13 protein-coding genes and 7 tRNA genes are annotated in these 16964 nt (G+C 40.3%); 3 read left to right on the top strand and 17 right to left on the bottom strand.

Translation table 11 applies throughout. The features are described from left to right. Nucleotides 1-3: 3 nt before the first annotated feature. From corC to miaB, 4 genes are all read right to left on the bottom strand, one after another. Nucleotides 4-885: a CNNM family magnesium/cobalt transport protein CorC gene (gene corC, locus GWJ01_RS14610; protein ID WP_023581153.1), complete on the bottom strand. Its 882-nt coding sequence runs from the start codon at nt 883-885 to the stop codon at nt 4-6. Between the two features lie 71 nt (nt 886-956). Continuing rightward, nucleotides 957-1424: an rRNA maturation RNase YbeY gene (gene ybeY / locus GWJ01_RS14605; protein ID WP_109393425.1), complete on the bottom strand. Its 468-nt coding sequence runs from the start codon at nt 1422-1424 to the stop codon at nt 957-959. Further along, complete coding sequence (locus GWJ01_RS14600; RefSeq protein ID WP_036912056.1) at nt 1417-2478, bottom strand: PhoH family protein; 1062 nt, start codon at nt 2476-2478, stop codon at nt 1417-1419. The genes ybeY and GWJ01_RS14600 overlap by 8 nt, the downstream gene beginning before the upstream one ends. A 28-nt stretch (nt 2479-2506) precedes the next feature. Beyond that, nucleotides 2507-3937 carry a tRNA (N6-isopentenyl adenosine(37)-C2)-methylthiotransferase MiaB gene (gene miaB, locus GWJ01_RS14595; protein WP_109393427.1) on the bottom strand — a complete coding sequence of 477 codons (1431 nt, stop codon included), beginning with the start codon at nt 3935-3937 and terminating at the stop codon, nt 2507-2509. Nucleotides 3938-4142: 205 nt separating this feature from the next. On the opposite strand from miaB, the gene ubiF reads away from it, so the two are divergent. Then, nucleotides 4143-5330, top strand: coding sequence for a 3-demethoxyubiquinol 3-hydroxylase (gene ubiF / locus GWJ01_RS14590; RefSeq protein ID WP_161711239.1), 1188 nt, complete (start codon nt 4143-4145; stop codon nt 5328-5330). A gap of 54 nt (nt 5331-5384) precedes the next feature. Here the strand turns inward: ubiF and fghA are convergent, their stop codons facing one another. The 13 genes from fghA to nagB form a co-directional block, all read right to left on the bottom strand. Continuing rightward, nucleotides 5385-6215, bottom strand: a complete 831-nt coding sequence (fghA, locus tag GWJ01_RS14585; protein WP_109402215.1) for an S-formylglutathione hydrolase — start codon at nt 6213-6215, stop codon at nt 5385-5387. A gap of 53 nt (nt 6216-6268) precedes the next feature. Then, nucleotides 6269-7381 (bottom strand): S-(hydroxymethyl)glutathione dehydrogenase/class III alcohol dehydrogenase, encoded by a 1113-nt coding sequence (locus tag GWJ01_RS14580; RefSeq protein WP_100159431.1) that lies wholly within the window; start codon nt 7379-7381, stop codon nt 6269-6271. Between the two features lie 19 nt (nt 7382-7400). Further along, nucleotides 7401-7676: a metal-sensing transcriptional repressor gene (locus tag GWJ01_RS14575; RefSeq protein WP_036938507.1), complete on the bottom strand. Its 276-nt coding sequence runs from the start codon at nt 7674-7676 to the stop codon at nt 7401-7403. Nucleotides 7677-7936: 260 nt separating this feature from the next. Beyond that, a tRNA-Leu gene (locus GWJ01_RS14570) sits at nt 7937-8021 on the bottom strand. A 50-nt stretch (nt 8022-8071) separates the two neighbouring features. Then, a tRNA-Gln gene (locus GWJ01_RS14565) sits at nt 8072-8146 on the bottom strand. 5 nt (nt 8147-8151) lie between these two features. Next, a tRNA-Met gene (locus GWJ01_RS14560) sits at nt 8152-8228 on the bottom strand. A gap of 32 nt (nt 8229-8260) precedes the next feature. Beyond that, nucleotides 8261-8335 (bottom strand) — tRNA-Gln (locus tag GWJ01_RS14555). 41 nt (nt 8336-8376) lie between these two features. Next, nucleotides 8377-8451 (bottom strand) — tRNA-Gln (locus GWJ01_RS14550). Between the two features lie 27 nt (nt 8452-8478). Then, nucleotides 8479-8563 (bottom strand) — tRNA-Leu (locus GWJ01_RS14545). Between the two features lie 7 nt (nt 8564-8570). Then, a tRNA-Met gene (locus GWJ01_RS14540) sits at nt 8571-8647 on the bottom strand. A gap of 410 nt (nt 8648-9057) precedes the next feature. After that, nucleotides 9058-10290: a DNA-binding transcriptional regulator NagC gene (gene nagC / locus GWJ01_RS14535; protein ID WP_088493435.1), complete on the bottom strand. Its 1233-nt coding sequence runs from the start codon at nt 10288-10290 to the stop codon at nt 9058-9060. Between the two features lie 13 nt (nt 10291-10303). Continuing rightward, complete coding sequence (gene nagA, locus GWJ01_RS14530) at nt 10304-11464, bottom strand: N-acetylglucosamine-6-phosphate deacetylase (RefSeq protein WP_109393430.1); 1161 nt, start codon at nt 11462-11464, stop codon at nt 10304-10306. A 124-nt stretch (nt 11465-11588) separates the two neighbouring features. Then, nucleotides 11589-12395, bottom strand: coding sequence for a glucosamine-6-phosphate deaminase (nagB, locus tag GWJ01_RS14525; RefSeq protein WP_075671607.1), 807 nt, complete (start codon nt 12393-12395; stop codon nt 11589-11591). A gap of 353 nt (nt 12396-12748) precedes the next feature. On the opposite strand from nagB, the gene nagE reads away from it, so the two are divergent. Together nagE and glnS are read left to right on the top strand one after the other, a co-directional pair. After that, nucleotides 12749-14791: an N-acetylglucosamine-specific PTS transporter subunit IIBC gene (nagE, locus tag GWJ01_RS14520; protein ID WP_109402217.1), complete on the top strand. Its 2043-nt coding sequence runs from the start codon at nt 12749-12751 to the stop codon at nt 14789-14791. Between the two features lie 197 nt (nt 14792-14988). Then, entirely contained in the window at nt 14989-16656 is a 1668-nt protein-coding gene (glnS, locus tag GWJ01_RS14515) for a glutamine--tRNA ligase (protein ID WP_109393432.1), read from the top strand. The last annotated feature ends 308 nt before the right edge of the window (nt 16657-16964 follow it).

Genomic DNA, 16964 nt, shown 5'->3' with positions numbered 1-16964 from the left:
ATCCTATGCATCATTACCTAGTTCAGGGATTGGTGCATCATCGGGGATATGCACATAAACCTGAATGATCTTACGGCTATCTGCCATAACAACTTTAAATTGGTAATTATCAATGGTAATAGTTTCACCACGAGCAGGAAGGTGACCAAAGGCTTGCATAACTAAACCGCCAATTGTATCAACTTCTTCATCGCTGAAATGTGTACCGAACGCTTCATTGAAATCTTCTATCTGGGTTAAAGCTCGAACTGAGTAAGCGTGACGACTCAACGGACGAATATCAATATCATCCTCATCATCATACTCATCTTCAATTTCGCCTACGATAAGTTCAAGAATATCCTCAATTGTGACGAGCCCAGATACGCCTCCGAATTCATCGATCACAATCGCCATATGATAGCGTTGAGAGCGGAACTCTTTTAATAGGCGATCAACCCGTTTGCTTTCAGGCACAACAACAGCAGAGCGTAAGACTTTATCCATACTAAATGGCTCTGCGTCAGTACGCATAAATGGCAGTAAATCTTTTGCCATTAATAAGCCTTCAATATGATCTTTGTCTTCGCTAATGACAGGGAAACGGGAATGTGCTGAATCAATAATCACATCTAAACATTCATCAAGGGTTTGATTGCGTTTTAGTGTGACGATTTGAGAGCGAGGGATCATTATGTCCCGAACGCGTTGTTCAGCAATATCCATTACCCCTTCAAGCATGTCGCGGGTGTCAGGATCAATTAATTCTTTCTGTTCAGAATCGCGGATAAGCTCCATCAGATCATCACGGTTTTTAGGTTCACCGTGGAACCACTGATTAAGCAGTGTGAGAAACCCTTTCTTAGGACCAGGGTTATCGTTACTCGAAGATTGGTCGTCGCTCATGGCGTTTTAACTACTTTTCCTCATTGAATGGTTAATTAGATATAGTATTTATCATAAAAATAAGAGAACTGTTACTCTTTTTCAATTAAATAGGGATCTGCATAACCTAAATTTTGTAAGATTTCTGTCTCTAAACCTTCCATTTCTTCGGCTTCATCATCTTCAATATGATCATAGCCCAAAAGATGCAGACATCCATGAATAACCATGTGTGCCCAATGCTCTTCAACAGTCTTACTCTGTTCAACCGCCTCTTTTTCTACTACTTGACGGCAAATAATCAAATCACCTAATAGAGGCAATTCTATTTCAGGTGGTGCCTCAAAAGGAAAAGAAAGCACGTTAGTCGGTCTGTCTTTTCCGCGATAAGTGAGGTTCAGTTCGTGACTTTCTGCTTCATCAACAATGCGAATAGTCACTTCACTTACAGGTTGAAACTGCGGTAACACCGCTTCCAACCATGTCATAAATTGGGCTTCAGTAGGAAGCCCTTGCGTATTTTCACTTGCTACTTGTAAATCAAGGATAACTTCATTCATGATTTTCTCTCTGAAGCTTCTCTTTTTCTGCTTTGATTGCTTGGCGGCGTTTTTGATCTTCCGTTTCCCAAGCTTCATAGGCGATAACAATTTTGGCAACCACAGGATGGCGAACAACGTCTTCACTGTGGAAAAAGTTAAAACTTAAATCATTGACATCAGATAAAACTTCAATGGCATGACGTAAGCCTGATTTATTACCTCTTGGCAGGTCAATTTGGGTAATATCCCCAGTGACAACCGCTTTAGAGTTAAAGCCAATACGCGTTAAGAACATTTTCATCTGTTCGATGGTGGTGTTTTGGCTTTCATCAAGAATGATAAAGGCGTCATTTAATGTGCGTCCACGCATATAGGCGAGGGGCGCGACTTCAATGACATTACGCTCTATTAGTTTCTCAACTTTTTCAAAACCTAACATCTCAAATAACGCATCATAAAGTGGTCGTAAATAGGGATCGACTTTTTGACTTAAATCGCCTGGTAAAAAGCCCAGTTTTTCACCAGCTTCAACCGCAGGACGCGTTAATAAAATACGACGCACTTCTTGACGTTCTAGAGCATCAACAGCAGCAGCAACAGCCAGATAAGTTTTCCCTGTCCCCGCAGGCCCAATACCAAAAGTAATATCATGGGTCTGGATATTGGCAATATATTGTGCCTGATTTGGTGTACGAGGTTTTATCACACCCCGCTTAGTTCGAATATTGGTCGATTTTCCAAATTCAGGAACATGCTCATCACTTTGCTCAAGCACACGGCTTTCTTTGATTGCTAGGTGAATTTGTTCAGGGTCGATATCGGGGATCACGCCTTTAATAGGCGAGGTTTCCACATACAGGCGACGTAAAATACCTGCGGCTGCATTGACACACAATGATTTTCCCGTGAGTTTAAAACGGTTATCACGATGATTAATCTCGATACCTAAACGGCGCTCAAGTTGCTTAATATTATCGTCAAATGGGCCACATAGGCTCATTAAACGGGCATTGTCAGCTGGCTCTAAGAAGATTTCTTGGGTCGCTACCTGTGCATGTGCTATTACTGTCACTGATTATCCTTTTGTTAAATCTGATCAATTAAGGTTGGTAAACACCCACCCCTAATTCATCTTCTTTACGTGTACGTGCAATAACGGATTCTGGAGATTCGTGAATACGTAAATCCATTTGATCTTCCGTTCTAACGACTTTACCACGTAGTGAGTTGGCATAAACGTCAACAATCTCAACATCAACGAATTTACCAATCATATCCGGTGTACCTTCAAAGTTAACCACACGGTTGTTCTCAGTACGGCCAGAAAGCTCCATCACATTTTTACGTGAAGGCCCTTCTACCAGAATACGCTGTACAGTATTTAACATTGCACGGCTAAAATTCATCGCTTGCTGATTGATGCGCTGTTGTAGCAGATATAAACGCTGTTTCTTCTCATCTTCACTGACATCATCAGGTAAATCTGCAGCTGGTGTGCCTGGACGTGCTGAATAGATGAAACTAAAGCTCATATCGAAATTAACATCCGCAATTAATTGCATGGTTTTTTCAAAGTCGTCTTGAGTTTCACCCGGGAAACCAATGATAAAGTCTGAACTTATCAGAATATCAGGACGTGCTTTGCGTAGTTTGCGAATAATGCTCTTATATTCAAGTGCAGTATGGTTACGCTTCATTAATGTTAGAATGCGGTCAGAACCACTTTGCACTGGTAAGTGTAAATAGCTGACTAATTCAGGTGTATCTTCATAAACGGCAACAATATCGTCAGTAAATTCGATAGGGTGGCTGGTAGTAAAGCGAACGCGGTCAATACCATCAATTGCGGCAACTAAGCGAATTAATTCAGCAAAACTACAGATTTGACCATCAAAAGTGGCACCACGATAGGCGTTAACGTTTTGACCTAACAAGTTTACTTCGCGCACACCTTGTGCCGCTAATTGAGCAATTTCAAATAACACATCATCACAAGGACGGCTAACTTCTTCACCACGAGTGTAAGGAACTACGCAGAAAGAGCAGTATTTGTTACAGCCTTCCATGATGGAAACGAAAGCAGAAGGGCCTTCAGCACGAGGTTCTGGTAAACGATCAAATTTTTCGATTTCAGGGAAGCTGATATCGACAACAGGGCTTTTAGTGCCTTTAACCTGATTAATCATTTCAGGCAAACGGTGTAAAGTCTGTGGTCCGAAGATAATATCGACACACTGCGCACGTTGACGGATGTATTCACCTTCTTGAGAAGCAACACAACCGCCGACGCCAATGATAATATCGGGTTTATTATCTTTAAAATATTTCCAACGTCCTAACTGATGAAAGACTTTTTCTTGTGCTTTCTCACGGATAGAACAGGTATTTAGCAGTAGAATGTCCGCATCTTCGGCGACATCGGTTAACTGATAACCGTGGGTGCTTTCGAGTAGGTCTGCCATTTTGGATGAATCGTACTCATTCATCTGACAGCCCCAAGTTTTAATGTACAGTTTTTTTATCGTCGACATTGTGTAAATCCGGTATTTTCAGTGAGACAATAGCTAATCATTGGAAAACGTTGCGTGTAATAAGCCAATAAGGCGGTTATTGTAGTCATTTGTGTGGTCAGTGACTAGAGCAAGTCGGCGCTAATTCTCTATGGCGTTTAGTTTAATAGAAATAAACTGAAACAGCGCTTACCTATTATTTAAAGTAATGAGTTATGGCATAACAATGATAAGTAATGTAAAAAACGATTTTGATGCAATCATCGCTGGTGGCGGGATGATTGGCGCTGCTGTTGCAATTGGGCTGGCGCAAGAAGGATTGCGTGTTGCAATGATTGAACGACAGTCTCCAGCACCTTTTGATGCGTCATCTCATCCTGATATCCGTATTTCTGCGATTAGTTGCGCGTCCGTTAGTCTATTAAAACAATTAGGTGCATGGCAACATGTTTTAGCTATGCGTTCTGCGCCTTATCTTACCTTAGAAACATGGGAAGAAGAAAATGCCCATGTGATTTTTGATGCTAAAAGCTTAGGTTTACCTGAATTAGGGTATATGGTTGAAAACCGAATTTTGCAATTAGCTCTTTGGCAAGAGGCTGAACGTTATAGCAATATCACTTTATTATGTCCAAATAGTCTAAGTAAAATGACTTATTTGGATGATAAATGGAAAGTAACGCTTTCTGATGGTCGTGAAGTCACTACAAATTTAGTGGTAGGTGCAGATGGTGCCAATTCTCAAGTGCGCCAATTTGCGGGTATTGGTAGCAATGGCTGGCAATATCGCCAATCTTGTATGCTGATCACGGTGAAAACAGAATTACCTCCTGAAAAGGGTACATGGCAACGCTTTTACCCTTCAGGTCCTCGTGCTTATTTACCGCTTTTTGATAATTGGGCTTGTTTGGTTTGGTATGATTCGCCTGACAGAATTAGAAAACTGCAAAACATGTCGATGGTGCAGTTAGAAAAAGAAATTCAACACGCTTTCCCTGAGCGATTAGGCAAAGCGACACCTATTGCTGCAGGTTCATTTCCATTAACACGTCAGCATGCAAGTCGTTATGTTGATAAAGGGATTGTTTTGTTGGGAGATGCGGCTCACACCATTAATCCATTAGCAGGACAGGGCGTTAACTTAGGTTATCGTGATGTGGATTGTTTCTTGGACTTAGTGGCTGAGGCTAAAAAACATTTCGAGCCTTGGGATTCAATGGCGTTATTGAAAAAATACCAGCGTCGTCGTATGCCTGATAATTTAGTTATGCAAGCGGGTATGGACGTATTTTATCACGCCTTTAGTCACCAACTACCGGGTTTAAAAGTCGTTAGAAATATCGGCCTTTTAGCAGCTCAACATGCAGGAAAAGCGAAAGAAGCAGCATTGCGTTATGCGTTAGGTATTAAATAATTAGAAATGCGATGATCTGAGTTGGATATCAACAATAAGATCATCGCATAATTATTACGCTTTTAAATGCTTGGCATGAAAAGCAATATGCTCGCCAATAAAACTTGCCACAAAATAGTAACTGTGATCGTACCCTTGATGTAAATTCAGTTGATAAGGGAACTGTTTTGTATCGCAAGCTTGTGCAAATAATTCAGGCTTCAGTTGCTCTTGATAGAAAGGATCATCAAGTCCGACATCAACACGCATAGGTAACACACTTTCTGCTTGGTTAATTAATTCAACCGCATCATATTGTTGCCACTGTGTCGTATCATCACCTAAATAAGCGCTAAACGCTTTTTTACCCCAAGGAACAACTGATGGTGCCACAATAGGAGAAAACGCTGACACACTGCTGTAGCGTGTAGAATTTCGCAATGCAATCGTTAATGCACCATGTCCACCCATTGAATGTCCACTAATAGCACATCGATGAGTCACTGGAAAATGTGTTTCTATTAGTGCAGGAAGTTCATCAACAATGTAGTCATACATATTGTAATGAGCATTCCACGGCGATTGTGTTGCATTAAGGTAAAAACCAGCGCCTTGCCCTAAATCATAAGCATTATCATCAGCGACATTTTCACCGCGAGGACTAGTATCAGGTACCACTAAAACAATGCCGTGTTGTGCTGCAAATTGTTGAGCACCTGATTTAGTAATAAAATTTTGCTCGTTGCAGGTTAAGCCTGATAACCAATATAAAACAGGGTATTTTTGCGCTTCTTCCATAGGAGGAAGATAGATGGCAAATTTCATCTCACAATTTAACGTCTTTGATGTATGTTGATAAACTTCTTGCCAACCACCAAAACAGGCGTGACGTTCAATCCTTTCCATTTTGACTCCTTTAAAAACAAAGACAAACCTATGAGACATAGGTTTGAGAATGGTTAATCGAAATGAATAACAGTTCGGATTGATTTACCTTCGTGCATTAAATCAAAAGCTTCATTAATTTTTTCTAATGGCAGTTTATGGGTAACAAAAGGCTTAAGTTCGATATTACCTTTCATTGCATCCTCAACCATACCAGGTAATTGACTACGTCCTTTAACACCGCCAAAAGCAGTACCTTTCCATGAGCGTCCAGTAACTAATTGGAATGGACGGGTTGAGATCTCTTGTCCTGCACCGGCTACACCAATAATAATGGATTGACCCCAACCGCGATGCGCACTTTCTAATGCAGCTCTCATGACATTAACGTTACCAATACATTCAAAAGTATGGTCAACACCCCATTGTGTCATTTCAACAAGTACTTGCTGAATAGGCTTGTCGTAGTCGTTAGGATTTAAGCAGTCAGTTGCACCAAATTGGCGTGCTAAAGCAAATTTTTCAGGATTTGTATCGATAGCAAAAATACGACCAGCTTTGGCTTGTCTTGCACCTTGAAGAACGGCAAGACCAATACCGCCTAAACCAAACACAGCTACAGAGTCACCTTCTTGCACTTTTGCTGTATTGTGAACCGCGCCAATACCTGTTGTTACACCACAGCCTAATAAGCAAACTTCTTCGTGATTGGCTTCTGGATTGATTTTTGCCAAAGAAACTTCAGCCACCACAGTGTATTCGCTAAAAGTAGAGCATCCCATATAGTGATAAATAGGCTGTCCGTTGTAAGAAAAACGTGTTGTCCCATCTGGCATTAAACCTTTACCTTGCGTTGCTCTGACTGCAACACATAAGTTTGTTTTGCCTGATTTACAAAATAAGCATTCGCCACATTCAGCTGTGTACAGAGGAATAACGTGATCGCCCGGTTTAACACTGGTGACACCTTCACCGACTTCGACAACCACACCTGCGCCTTCATGACCAAGAATAGCAGGGAATACACCTTCAGGATCATCACCAGAAAGCGTAAAAGCGTCTGTATGGCAAACGCCCGTGTGGCTGATTTTTATGAGTACTTCACCTGCTTTTGGTGGCATCACATCAACTTCAACGATTTTTAAAGGTTCTCCTGGTCCAAATGCGACCGCAGCACGAGATTTCATGGTGTATCCTTTTTTGTTATTAACGCAGGTAAGTGCGGATAAGTGAAATGGCATCATCAACGGAATTTTTTTGATCTTCAGGAGAAGCGACGGCATCCATAAGACCTTCACGTAAATGACTTTCGAGCACACCAGCCATCAGGCCGTTGATAGCACCTCTGATGGCAGCAATTTGTTGTAATACCTGACCGCATTCGTTTTCATTTTCAAGGGCAGTTTCTAATGCAAGAAGTTGCCCTTTAATTTTTCTTACACGAGTTAACGCGGCTTTTTTTTCTGCTGGTGAGTGTGGCATACATAATCCTTAAATATACTATAGGGGAGTATAGTATTTAGGGCGGTATATGTACAGAGGGAGCAATAATGTGTGGAATGATGAGAATAAATAAAAATGTTGGTGTGGAGCTTATTGGTCTTTGAGATCAGGAGGATAAAAAAAGATGTAGAAGAAATGATATTTAGATAGCAGATAGGGAAAACGCTAGAGACAGAAACAAAAAAGACCCGCTATGCGAGTCTTATCTGTTGATTCGTGATAAACACGTTAGTAATCAATGGTGCGGGAGGCGAGACTTGAACTCGCACACCTTGCGGCGCCAGAACCTAAATCTGGTGCGTCTACCAATTTCGCCACTCCCGCAACAACTTGGAGAAAAAAAGACTCGCTCAGCGAGTCTCTCTTTCAAAATATGGCTGGGATACCAGGATTCGAACCTGGGAATGCCAGGATCAAAACCTGGTGCCTTACCGCTTGGCGATATCCCAAAAAATGGTGGCTATGACGGGATTCGAACCTGTGACCCCAACATTATGAGTGTTGTGCTCTAACCAGCTGAGCTACATAGCCGTATTGAATCTAGCTATCTTTCTTTTGAAAGATGGCTGGGGTACCAGGATTCGAACCTGGGAATGCCAGGATCAAAACCTGGTGCCTTACCGCTTGGCGATACCCCATCCGCTAATTCAATTGTCAACACACTTATTTATCAGAAATATGGCTGGGATACCAGGATTCGAACCTGGGAATGCCAGGATCAAAACCTGGTGCCTTACCGCTTGGCGATATCCCAACTGATAAATTCTTGACGAGGTTAAAATGGTGCGGGAGGCGAGACTTGAACTCGCACACCTTGCGGCGCCAGAACCTAAATCTGGTGCGTCTACCAATTTCGCCACTCCCGCAAAAAGATGGTGGCTATGACGGGATTCGAACCTGTGACCCCAACATTATGAGTGTTGTGCTCTAACCAGCTGAGCTACATAGCCATCTTTTTTTGCATAACCTTCGTCGGCGTTGCGGGGCGCATTATGCGTATTACAGACAAATCCGTCAACTGCTTTTTGCATTAATTTTCGAGAAACGTGTCCGTTTGCTCGATGGTTAATCATTTTGTCGAAAAAAGATCCAAAAAACAACCTTGTTGATGAAAAATATCTCAAAGAATAAGGCTAGATAGAGTGTGAATAAAAAGAAAAAACAAAGCAGTAAGAGAAATGATATTAAGTCAAAGAGGGAAAAGATGGAGAACAATGGGTATAAAAAAAGAAATGAGGTGAAAAACTCACGCTACATTTCTTTTTCTTTGAATATTACTGATTGAATTTTAGACTTATTTTACAATGAAGATCAGAAAAGTACACATTCAACGTAAAAAGTATAATTTATCAACGATAAATTACTTTTCTAACAGCTGTTGAAGCAATTCTCCGTTAAGCATCGCACGTTTAGTCAAGGCAAAAGCCCCTATGGCAGAACGATGGTCAAGCTCAGATGTGACGACAGGAAGCTCTTCTCTGAATTCTTTTAATACTTGTGTATTAATGCAACTTTGAATTGAGGGAAGTAAAACTTCAGCTGCTTCAGTCAATTCACCCGCTAAAACTACTTTTTGTGGGTTAAATAGGTTAATGGCAATCGCAATAGCTTTACCTAAGTGTAAACCCACTTGTTTGATGGTTTCGACTGCTAGCGGGTCATTTTTAACCGCGGCTCGACAAATATCTTGGATTTGGCACTGTGTTGGTGATAAATACTGGCTTGGATAGCCTTGCTCTAATTGATAGCGTACTTTGGCTTCGATAGCTGTATTGGATGCAATCGTTTCTAAACAACCAAAGTTACCACAATGGCAACGCTCACCTAGAGGATCGATTTGAATATGACCAATCTCGCCTAAGTTACCACGTTGATTGAGCAGAATTTTATTATTAATAATAACACCAGCACCTGCACCACGATGGATCCGGACTAGTAATGAGTCTTCACAATCTCTTGTAGCACCAAAATAGTTTTCAGCTAGTGCAAGGCTACGAATATCATGCCCAGCATAGCAAGGCAGACTAAAACGTTTTTCTAAGCTATTCACCAAGGCCCAATTATCCACTTTCATATGAGGCATATAACGAACAATGCCTTTATTTGGATCAACAAGACCGGGTAAGATCACAGAAATTGAAATAAGCTCACGAATACGACGCTGATTTTGTTTAATAAAATCATCAATTGCATTGATAAGTAGAGCTTCAACTTCATTTTGAGTACTTTGCTCTAAAGGGTAGTGTTGCTCAATGATGACTTTTCCACTTAGATCATAAAGAGCAACAGTGGCATCATTACGCCCTAATCGCACACTGACGGTATTAAAATTGCGGTGTTCAACAATAATAGAAATTGCGCGACGTCCACCAGTTGATGCTTGTTGATCAACTTCTTTAATTAAGCCTCGTTCAAGCAACTGACGAGTAATTTTAGTCACACTGGCTGGCGCTAGTTGGCTTTGTTCGGCTATTTGAATACGGGAAATTGGCCCGTGTTGATCAATCAGCCGATACACAATCGCACTGTTAAGTTGTTTAACAAGATCGATATTGCCAATTTGCGTTTCAGTGTTGTTATGACTCATCAGCATATACATCCATTAGTTATTCAGTTATTTCAATACCATTGACAAACGTTGTACAAAGGTTGAAGTCCTTATCAAAAGAAGCGAGGTTAGCAATTTTTCCAGCTTCAATTGTTCCCAATTCTTTTTCCATTCCAATTGCACGAGCAGGATACAGTGTTGCCATCCGCAATGTTTCATCTAATGGAATACCTACATGGATCACGCTATTTTTAATTGCACCAATCATGGTTAGTGATGATCCGCTTAATGTACCATCTGCATCGACACAAAGGCCATTACGATAATATATGGTTTTACCAGCAAAAACGAAGCTATCCATCTCATTTTTGCTAGGATCAAGCCCCGCTGGCGCAGTTGCGTCTGTGACTAAAAGTAATTTTTCACCTTTCAAACGCTTACTGTTACGAATATTTGCCCATGAAACATGTAAACCATCAGCAATGATACCAGCATAAACTTCAGGTGTATCATAAATGGCACCTACAAGCCCTGGGCCTCTGCCTGTAATATAAGGCATTGCGTTGTAAAGGTGGGTCGATAATGAGATTCCATTACGGAATCCTTTACGTGCTTCTTCATAAGTTGAATTAGAATGACCCGCAGAAACAATGATACCTGCTTTGATTAATTGACGAACATACTTTTCATCAACCATTTCTGGTGCAAGGGTGATTTTGGCGATGACATCAGCGTTATCGCACAAATAGCTAATCATCTGAGCACTCGGTTGACGAATAAATTGTGGATCATGAGTCCCTTTTTTAATCACATTGATATATGGGCCTTCTAAATGTAATCCCAATACTTTATTTTCATGTTTCTTCATATAAGCACGCGTTGCTTCAATGCCTATTTTCATCAATTCATCAGAACAGGTAATTAACGTTGGCAAATAGCTAGTGCAACCTAAGCGTTCATTCGCTTTTTGCATAATTTCTAACGTTTCAACAGTGACATTTTCAGGCGTGTCATTAAATTGCACACCACCACAACCATTTACCTGTAAATCAATAAAACCGGGAGAGACAATTGCACCTTTCATATCACGAATAGTGATATCTTTTGGCAGTTGATCCTGTGGGCAAACCTGCTCAATACAGGAGCCGTTAATAATAATGGCGTGGTTTTCTAAACGGTCGTAACCTGTATAAATAACAGCATTTGTTAAGGCGAACATACCTTTGTCTCCTGATAAGGGAAGTCAATCTAAAAAGCCGATATCAGCCAGCAAATTCTGGCTGATAAGTAAGAGAGCTTAGCCTTTTCCGCTACTTAATCAGTAGGTACTTATTTTACTAAACTTAGTCTTGGTATTTCTGACACTCTTGCGCTTCAATCTGTTGGAAGTAACGCAATGTTTTTACACGTAATTCCATTGTTGCAGGATCATCACACACTAAAATTGCTTTAGGGTGAAGTTGAACACAGGAAATCGTCCATAAATGGTTAACAGCGCCTTCTGTTGCTGCATGTACTGCTTGCGCTTTATTAAAACCGGTTGCCAAAATCATTAATTCTTCAGCATCTAATAATGTGCCTACACCAACAGTCAGTGCATATTTAGGAACATGATTAACATTATTGTCGAAGAAACGTGAATTTGCTAAGCGTGTATCTTCAGTTAGCGTTTTCATTCGAGTGCGTGAAGAGAGTGATGACGCAGGTTCATTAAATGCAATGTGACCGTCGTTACCTACACCGCCCATAAACAGATTAATTTTGCCATAAGACTTGATTTTAGCTTCATAGCGTTCGCATTCTGCTTGTGGATCTTCAGCATTACCATTTAATAAATTGATATTTTCATCTTTAATATCAATATGATTAAAGAAGTTTTCGTACATAAAAGTACGATAACTTTGTGAATGATCTGATGGAATGCCAACATATTCATCCATATTGAACGTCACAACGTGTTGGAAGCTGACTTTTCCTGCACGATGTAATTCAATTAACTCTTTATATGTCGCCAATGGCGTACCACCAGTCGGTAAACCAAGTACGAAAGGGCGCTCTGCAGTTGGATTAAACGCGTTGATTTTCTCAACGATGTAATTTGCAGACCACTTACCAACTTGTTTTGCCGTGGATAGGGGGATTAACCTCATAGTAACCTCATAGAAAAAAGACAAATCTGATAACTCAGTAACGTGTTATTTCATCGTGTGATTATCAGTGGCTCATCTATAACACGAATTTCTTTTCATTTTTAGCTGATGATCGAAATGTCCCGCCAAAAGATATTTTTAATCATAAAATAAGCTTTCTGACTTAGCCAGCATTTCAGCTAAAAATTATACGATATTAGTGACTCTAATCACAAATTATGACTAATTAATTTGCGATACGAAATAATTTTTTTAGACTAAAAATGGAATTAAATAATTAGCTCATCAATTTATTATAAAATATGAATGAGTATGAATAAGATCCCGCATAGGGGCTATCCAAGGGGGAGTTTGTGAATATTTTAAGTTATCTGCAGAAGATAGGACGGGCACTAATGGTGCCTGTTGCTACATTACCTGCAGCAGCAATTCTGATGGGGATTGGCTACTGGATTGACCCAGTAGGCTGGGGTGGCGATAACGCGCTTGCTGCCTTACTTATCAAATCTGGTGCTGCCATCATCGACAATATGTCAGTCTTGTTTGCTATTGGTGTTGCTTATGGTATGTCGAAAGACAAAGACGGAGCTGCCGCTTTAACAGGATTTGTAGGGTTTTTAGTCGTGACAACGCTTTGCTCTCCAGCAGCAGTGTCAATGATCAAAGGCCTGCCTTTAGAAGAGGTTCCAGTTGCTTTTGGTAAAATAAATAACCAGTTTGTTGGGATCTTGGTTGGTGTACTTTCTGCCGAGCTTTATAATCGCTTTAGTAGCGTTGAACTGCCTCGCGCACTGTCATTCTTTAGTGGCCGTCGTTTAGTTCCTATTCTAACCTCATTTTTAATGATCATCGTCGCCTTTATTCTGATGTATATCTGGCCTGTGATTTATGGCGGATTAGTCAGTTTCGGTGAAAGCATTAAAGATATGGGGGCATTAGGTGCGGGTATCTACGCATTCTTTAACCGTTTATTAATTCCAGTCGGTCTACATCATGCGTTGAACTCTGTATTCTGGTTTGACGTTGCAGGCATTAACGATATTCCTAACTTCCTAGCAGGTCAGCAAGCTATCGATTCTGGCTTAGCAACTGTGGGTGTAACCGGTCGTTATCAAGCTGGTTTCTTCCCAGTAATGATGTTTGGTTTACCGGGGGCGGCTCTTGCGATCTATCACTGTGCTCGTAAAGAGAACAAAGCAAAAGTTGCTGGTATCATGATTGCAGGTGCATTTGCTGCCTTCTTCACAGGTATTACTGAACCGCTTGAATTCTCCTTTATGTTCGTGGCACCTGTGCTCTATGTTATTCACGCATTCTTAATGGCGATTTCTGTTTATATAGCTGCAAGCATGGAGTGGATTTCAGGATTCGGCTTTAGTGCAGGTTTAGTGGATATGTTCTTATCTTCACGTAACCCACTTGCTGTTCATTGGTACATGCTGATTGTTCAAGGTATTGTTTTCTTCTTTATCTATTACGGTATTTTCCGTTTCACTATCACCAAATTCAACTTGAAAACTCCGGGTCGTGAAGATGATGTGATTGGTGATGAAACAGCTGATGGTTATGATGAAGATATCAAAACAGCGCCAGCAAATAGTAAAGAAGGTATTCAACAAGAAGCTCGTCAATATATTGCGGCTATCGGTGGTTCTGATAACTTAACTGGTATTGATGCTTGTATTACCCGTTTACGCTTAAATGTAAAAGATGCCACAGTTGTTAATGATGCCTATGCAAAACGTTTAGGTGCATCAGGTGTTATTCGCTTAAACAAACAAAGTGTTCAAGTGATTGTGGGTACACGAGCTGAATTAATCGCTAACGCTATGCGTGATGTATTAACACAAGGCCCAGTTGCCGCTTATGAAGGTACATCTGCTTCAACTGTGTCTACTGAAAAAACACCGGTAAAACAAGCTAATGCTAATGCAAAAGTGTTACTTGAAATGATTGCGCCTTTTGATGGTGAAGTTGTGGCATTGAAAGATGTACCAGATGAAGCGTTCTCTAGTGGTGTTGTTGGGGATGGTATAGCAATCAAACCAACCTCTAATATCGTGATGGCGCCTGCGACAGGTACTGTTGTTAAGATTTTTGATACAAACCATGCATTTTGTATCGAGACTGACAATGGCGTCGAAATCATTGTGCACATGGGAATTGATACCGTTGCGTTAGGTGGCAAAGGCTTCAAGCGTTTAGTTGAAGAAGGTGCAGATGTTAAAGTCGGTCAACCTATCTTAGAATTAGATCTTGAATATCTGAACGCTAATGCCAAATCGATGATAAGTCCTATCATTGTTAGCAATATCGATGATTTTGATAAGATTGCTGAACAAGTTGCCGGTGTTGTGGTAGGAAATAAAACGGTTATCTACAACGTGTTAAAATAAATTCTATCTAGATATTTAATCCTCTATAAAGAGATGGTTAAATAAGACGATAAAACGGGGAGTCTTTCGAACTTCCCGTTTTTTTATCTCTATTTTGATAAATATCTCAGGGGTGTATTTAGCTAAGGTATTTATGAAACCTGCTTATTGGATTATAGTGGGTTAATTATGCGTTTTGCTTTGAGGAAAAAATGACCATGAATGAGGCAGATGCCCGCCCAACGAACTTTATTCGTCAAATTATTGACGAAGATCTGGCTACTGGGAAACATAATAGCGTTCAAACGCGTTTCCCACCTGAACCTAATGGCTATCTTCATATCGGCCATGCGAAATCAATTTGCCTGAATTTTGGTATTGCTAAAGATTATCAGGGAAAATGTAATCTACGTTTTGATGATACCAATCCAGTAAAAGAAGATATTGAGTACATCAACTCAATTCAAAAAGATGTTCAGTGGTTAGGTTTCCAATGGGAAGGTAGCATTCATTACTCCTCAGATTATTTTGATCAACTTTATCAATATGCGATTGAGCTGATTAATAAAGGCTTAGCTTACGTTGATGAGTTAAGTGCTGAAGAAATTCGTGAATACCGCGGTACATTAAAAGAGCCAGGTAAAAACAGCCCTTATCGCTCACGTAGCGTAGAAGAGAACTTAGCTCTGTTTGAAAAAATGCGTGCTGGTGGCTTTGAAGAAGGTAAAGCGTGTTTGCGTGCGAAAATTGATATGGCATCACCCTTTATTGTTATGCGTGATCCTGTGCTTTATCGTATTAAATTCGCTGAACACCACCAAACTGGAAACAAATGGTGCATTTATCCAATGTATGATTTTACCCACTGTATCTCTGATGCACTGGAAAATATCACACATTCTTTATGTACTTTAGAATTCCAAGATAACCGCCGTTTATATGATTGGGTGCTGGATAATATCACTATCCCTTGTCATCCTCGTCAATATGAATTCTCACGCCTTAACCTTGAGTACACAGTGATGTCAAAACGTAAGCTGAATCAGCTTGTGACAGAAAACATTGTGGATGGTTGGGACGATCCTCGTATGCCAACAATTTCAGGCTTACGTCGCCGTGGTTATACCGCAGAATCTATCCGTGAATTTTGTCTACGTATTGGTGTGACGAAACAAGAAAACAACGTTGAAATGGCAGCTCTGGAATCTTGTATTCGTGATGACTTAAACGAAAATGCACCACGCGCAATGGCAGTTATCGATCCTGTTCGTTTAGTGATTGAAAATATGCCAGAAGGCGAAGAAATTCTTGTTGCACCAAATCACCCGAATAAACCAGAAATGGGAACGCGTGAAGTACCATTTAGCCGTGAAATCTATATTGATCGCGCTGACTTCAAAGAAGAAGCAAATCGTCAATATAAACGTCTGGTGCTAGGTAAAGAAGTACGTTTACGTAATGCTTATGTTATTAAAGCGGAACGTGTTGAAAAAGACGAACAAGGCGAAATTACGGCCATTTATTGTACCTATGATGCAGAGACTTTAAATAAAGATCCTGCTGATGGACGTAAAGTAAAAGGCGTTATTCACTGGGTAAGCATTCCACATGCCATTCCTGCTGAAATCCGCCTTTATGACCGTCTGTTTAGCGTACCAAACCCAGCAGCAGAAGATGATTTCTTATCAACAATTAACCCTGAATCATTAGTTATTCGTGAAGGTTTTGTTGAACGTAGCTTAAAAGATGCGGCTATCGAGAAAGCGTATCAGTTTGAACGTGAAGGCTACTTCTGTGCTGATAAACTTTCAACAGCGGATAAACTTGTGTTTAACCGTACTGTGGGCTTACGTGACACTTGGGCGAAGATTTCTCAACAAGGTTAATTTGACGTGCTTTAAGTCACATTAGTATCTTAATGAATAAAATGCTCGGTAATTATTTATCGAGCATTTTTTTATCTGTTTTACCGCTTATCTTGACTGATTTTTCATCTATTGATATTAAATATTTACTATTCTTACTTTAATTAGTCTCTCGTTTTCTCTTTTTTAGGTGATAAATTTCTATTTGTTTCGTTTGAAATAGTTTATTCACTATCGCTTTATTCTTTTGTTTTTTCAGATCATCACGCTAAATAAGCCTGTAATAAGAAAAATGTGATTCATACCTCATATTTTACATCGTTAAAAAA

Origin of the sequence: Proteus sp. G2618, from assembly GCF_009915995.1 — a bacterium.
GTDB lineage: Bacteria > Pseudomonadota > Gammaproteobacteria > Enterobacterales > Enterobacteriaceae > Proteus > Proteus terrae.
The sequence above is the reverse complement of the archived record's forward strand: the minus strand, read 5'-3'. Positions and strand labels throughout refer to the sequence as shown.

What these genes read in the sequence shown, in the direction of transcription:
- corC (WP_023581153.1), bottom strand. Translation starts at nt 885, where the DNA reads ATGAGCGACGACCAATCTTCGAGTAACGATAACCCTGGTCCTAAGAAA.
- ybeY (WP_109393425.1), bottom strand. Translation starts at nt 1,424, where the DNA reads ATGAATGAAGTTATCCTTGATTTACAAGTAGCAAGTGAAAATACGCAA.
- miaB (WP_109393427.1), bottom strand. Translation starts at nt 3,937, where the DNA reads ATGTCGACGATAAAAAAACTGTACATTAAAACTTGGGGCTGTCAGATG.
- ubiF (WP_161711239.1), top strand. Translation starts at nt 4,143, where the DNA reads ATGATAAGTAATGTAAAAAACGATTTTGATGCAATCATCGCTGGTGGC.
- fghA (WP_109402215.1), bottom strand. Translation starts at nt 6,215, where the DNA reads ATGGAAAGGATTGAACGTCACGCCTGTTTTGGTGGTTGGCAAGAAGTT.
- GWJ01_RS14580 (WP_100159431.1), bottom strand. Translation starts at nt 7,381, where the DNA reads ATGAAATCTCGTGCTGCGGTCGCATTTGGACCAGGAGAACCTTTAAAA.
- GWJ01_RS14575 (WP_036938507.1), bottom strand. Translation starts at nt 7,676, where the DNA reads ATGCCACACTCACCAGCAGAAAAAAAAGCCGCGTTAACTCGTGTAAGA.
- nagC (WP_088493435.1), bottom strand. Translation starts at nt 10,290, where the DNA reads ATGCTGATGAGTCATAACAACACTGAAACGCAAATTGGCAATATCGAT.
- nagA (WP_109393430.1), bottom strand. Translation starts at nt 11,464, where the DNA reads ATGTTCGCCTTAACAAATGCTGTTATTTATACAGGTTACGACCGTTTA.
- nagB (WP_075671607.1), bottom strand. Translation starts at nt 12,395, where the DNA reads ATGAGGTTAATCCCCCTATCCACGGCAAAACAAGTTGGTAAGTGGTCT.
- glnS (WP_109393432.1), top strand. Translation starts at nt 14,989, where the DNA reads ATGAATGAGGCAGATGCCCGCCCAACGAACTTTATTCGTCAAATTATT.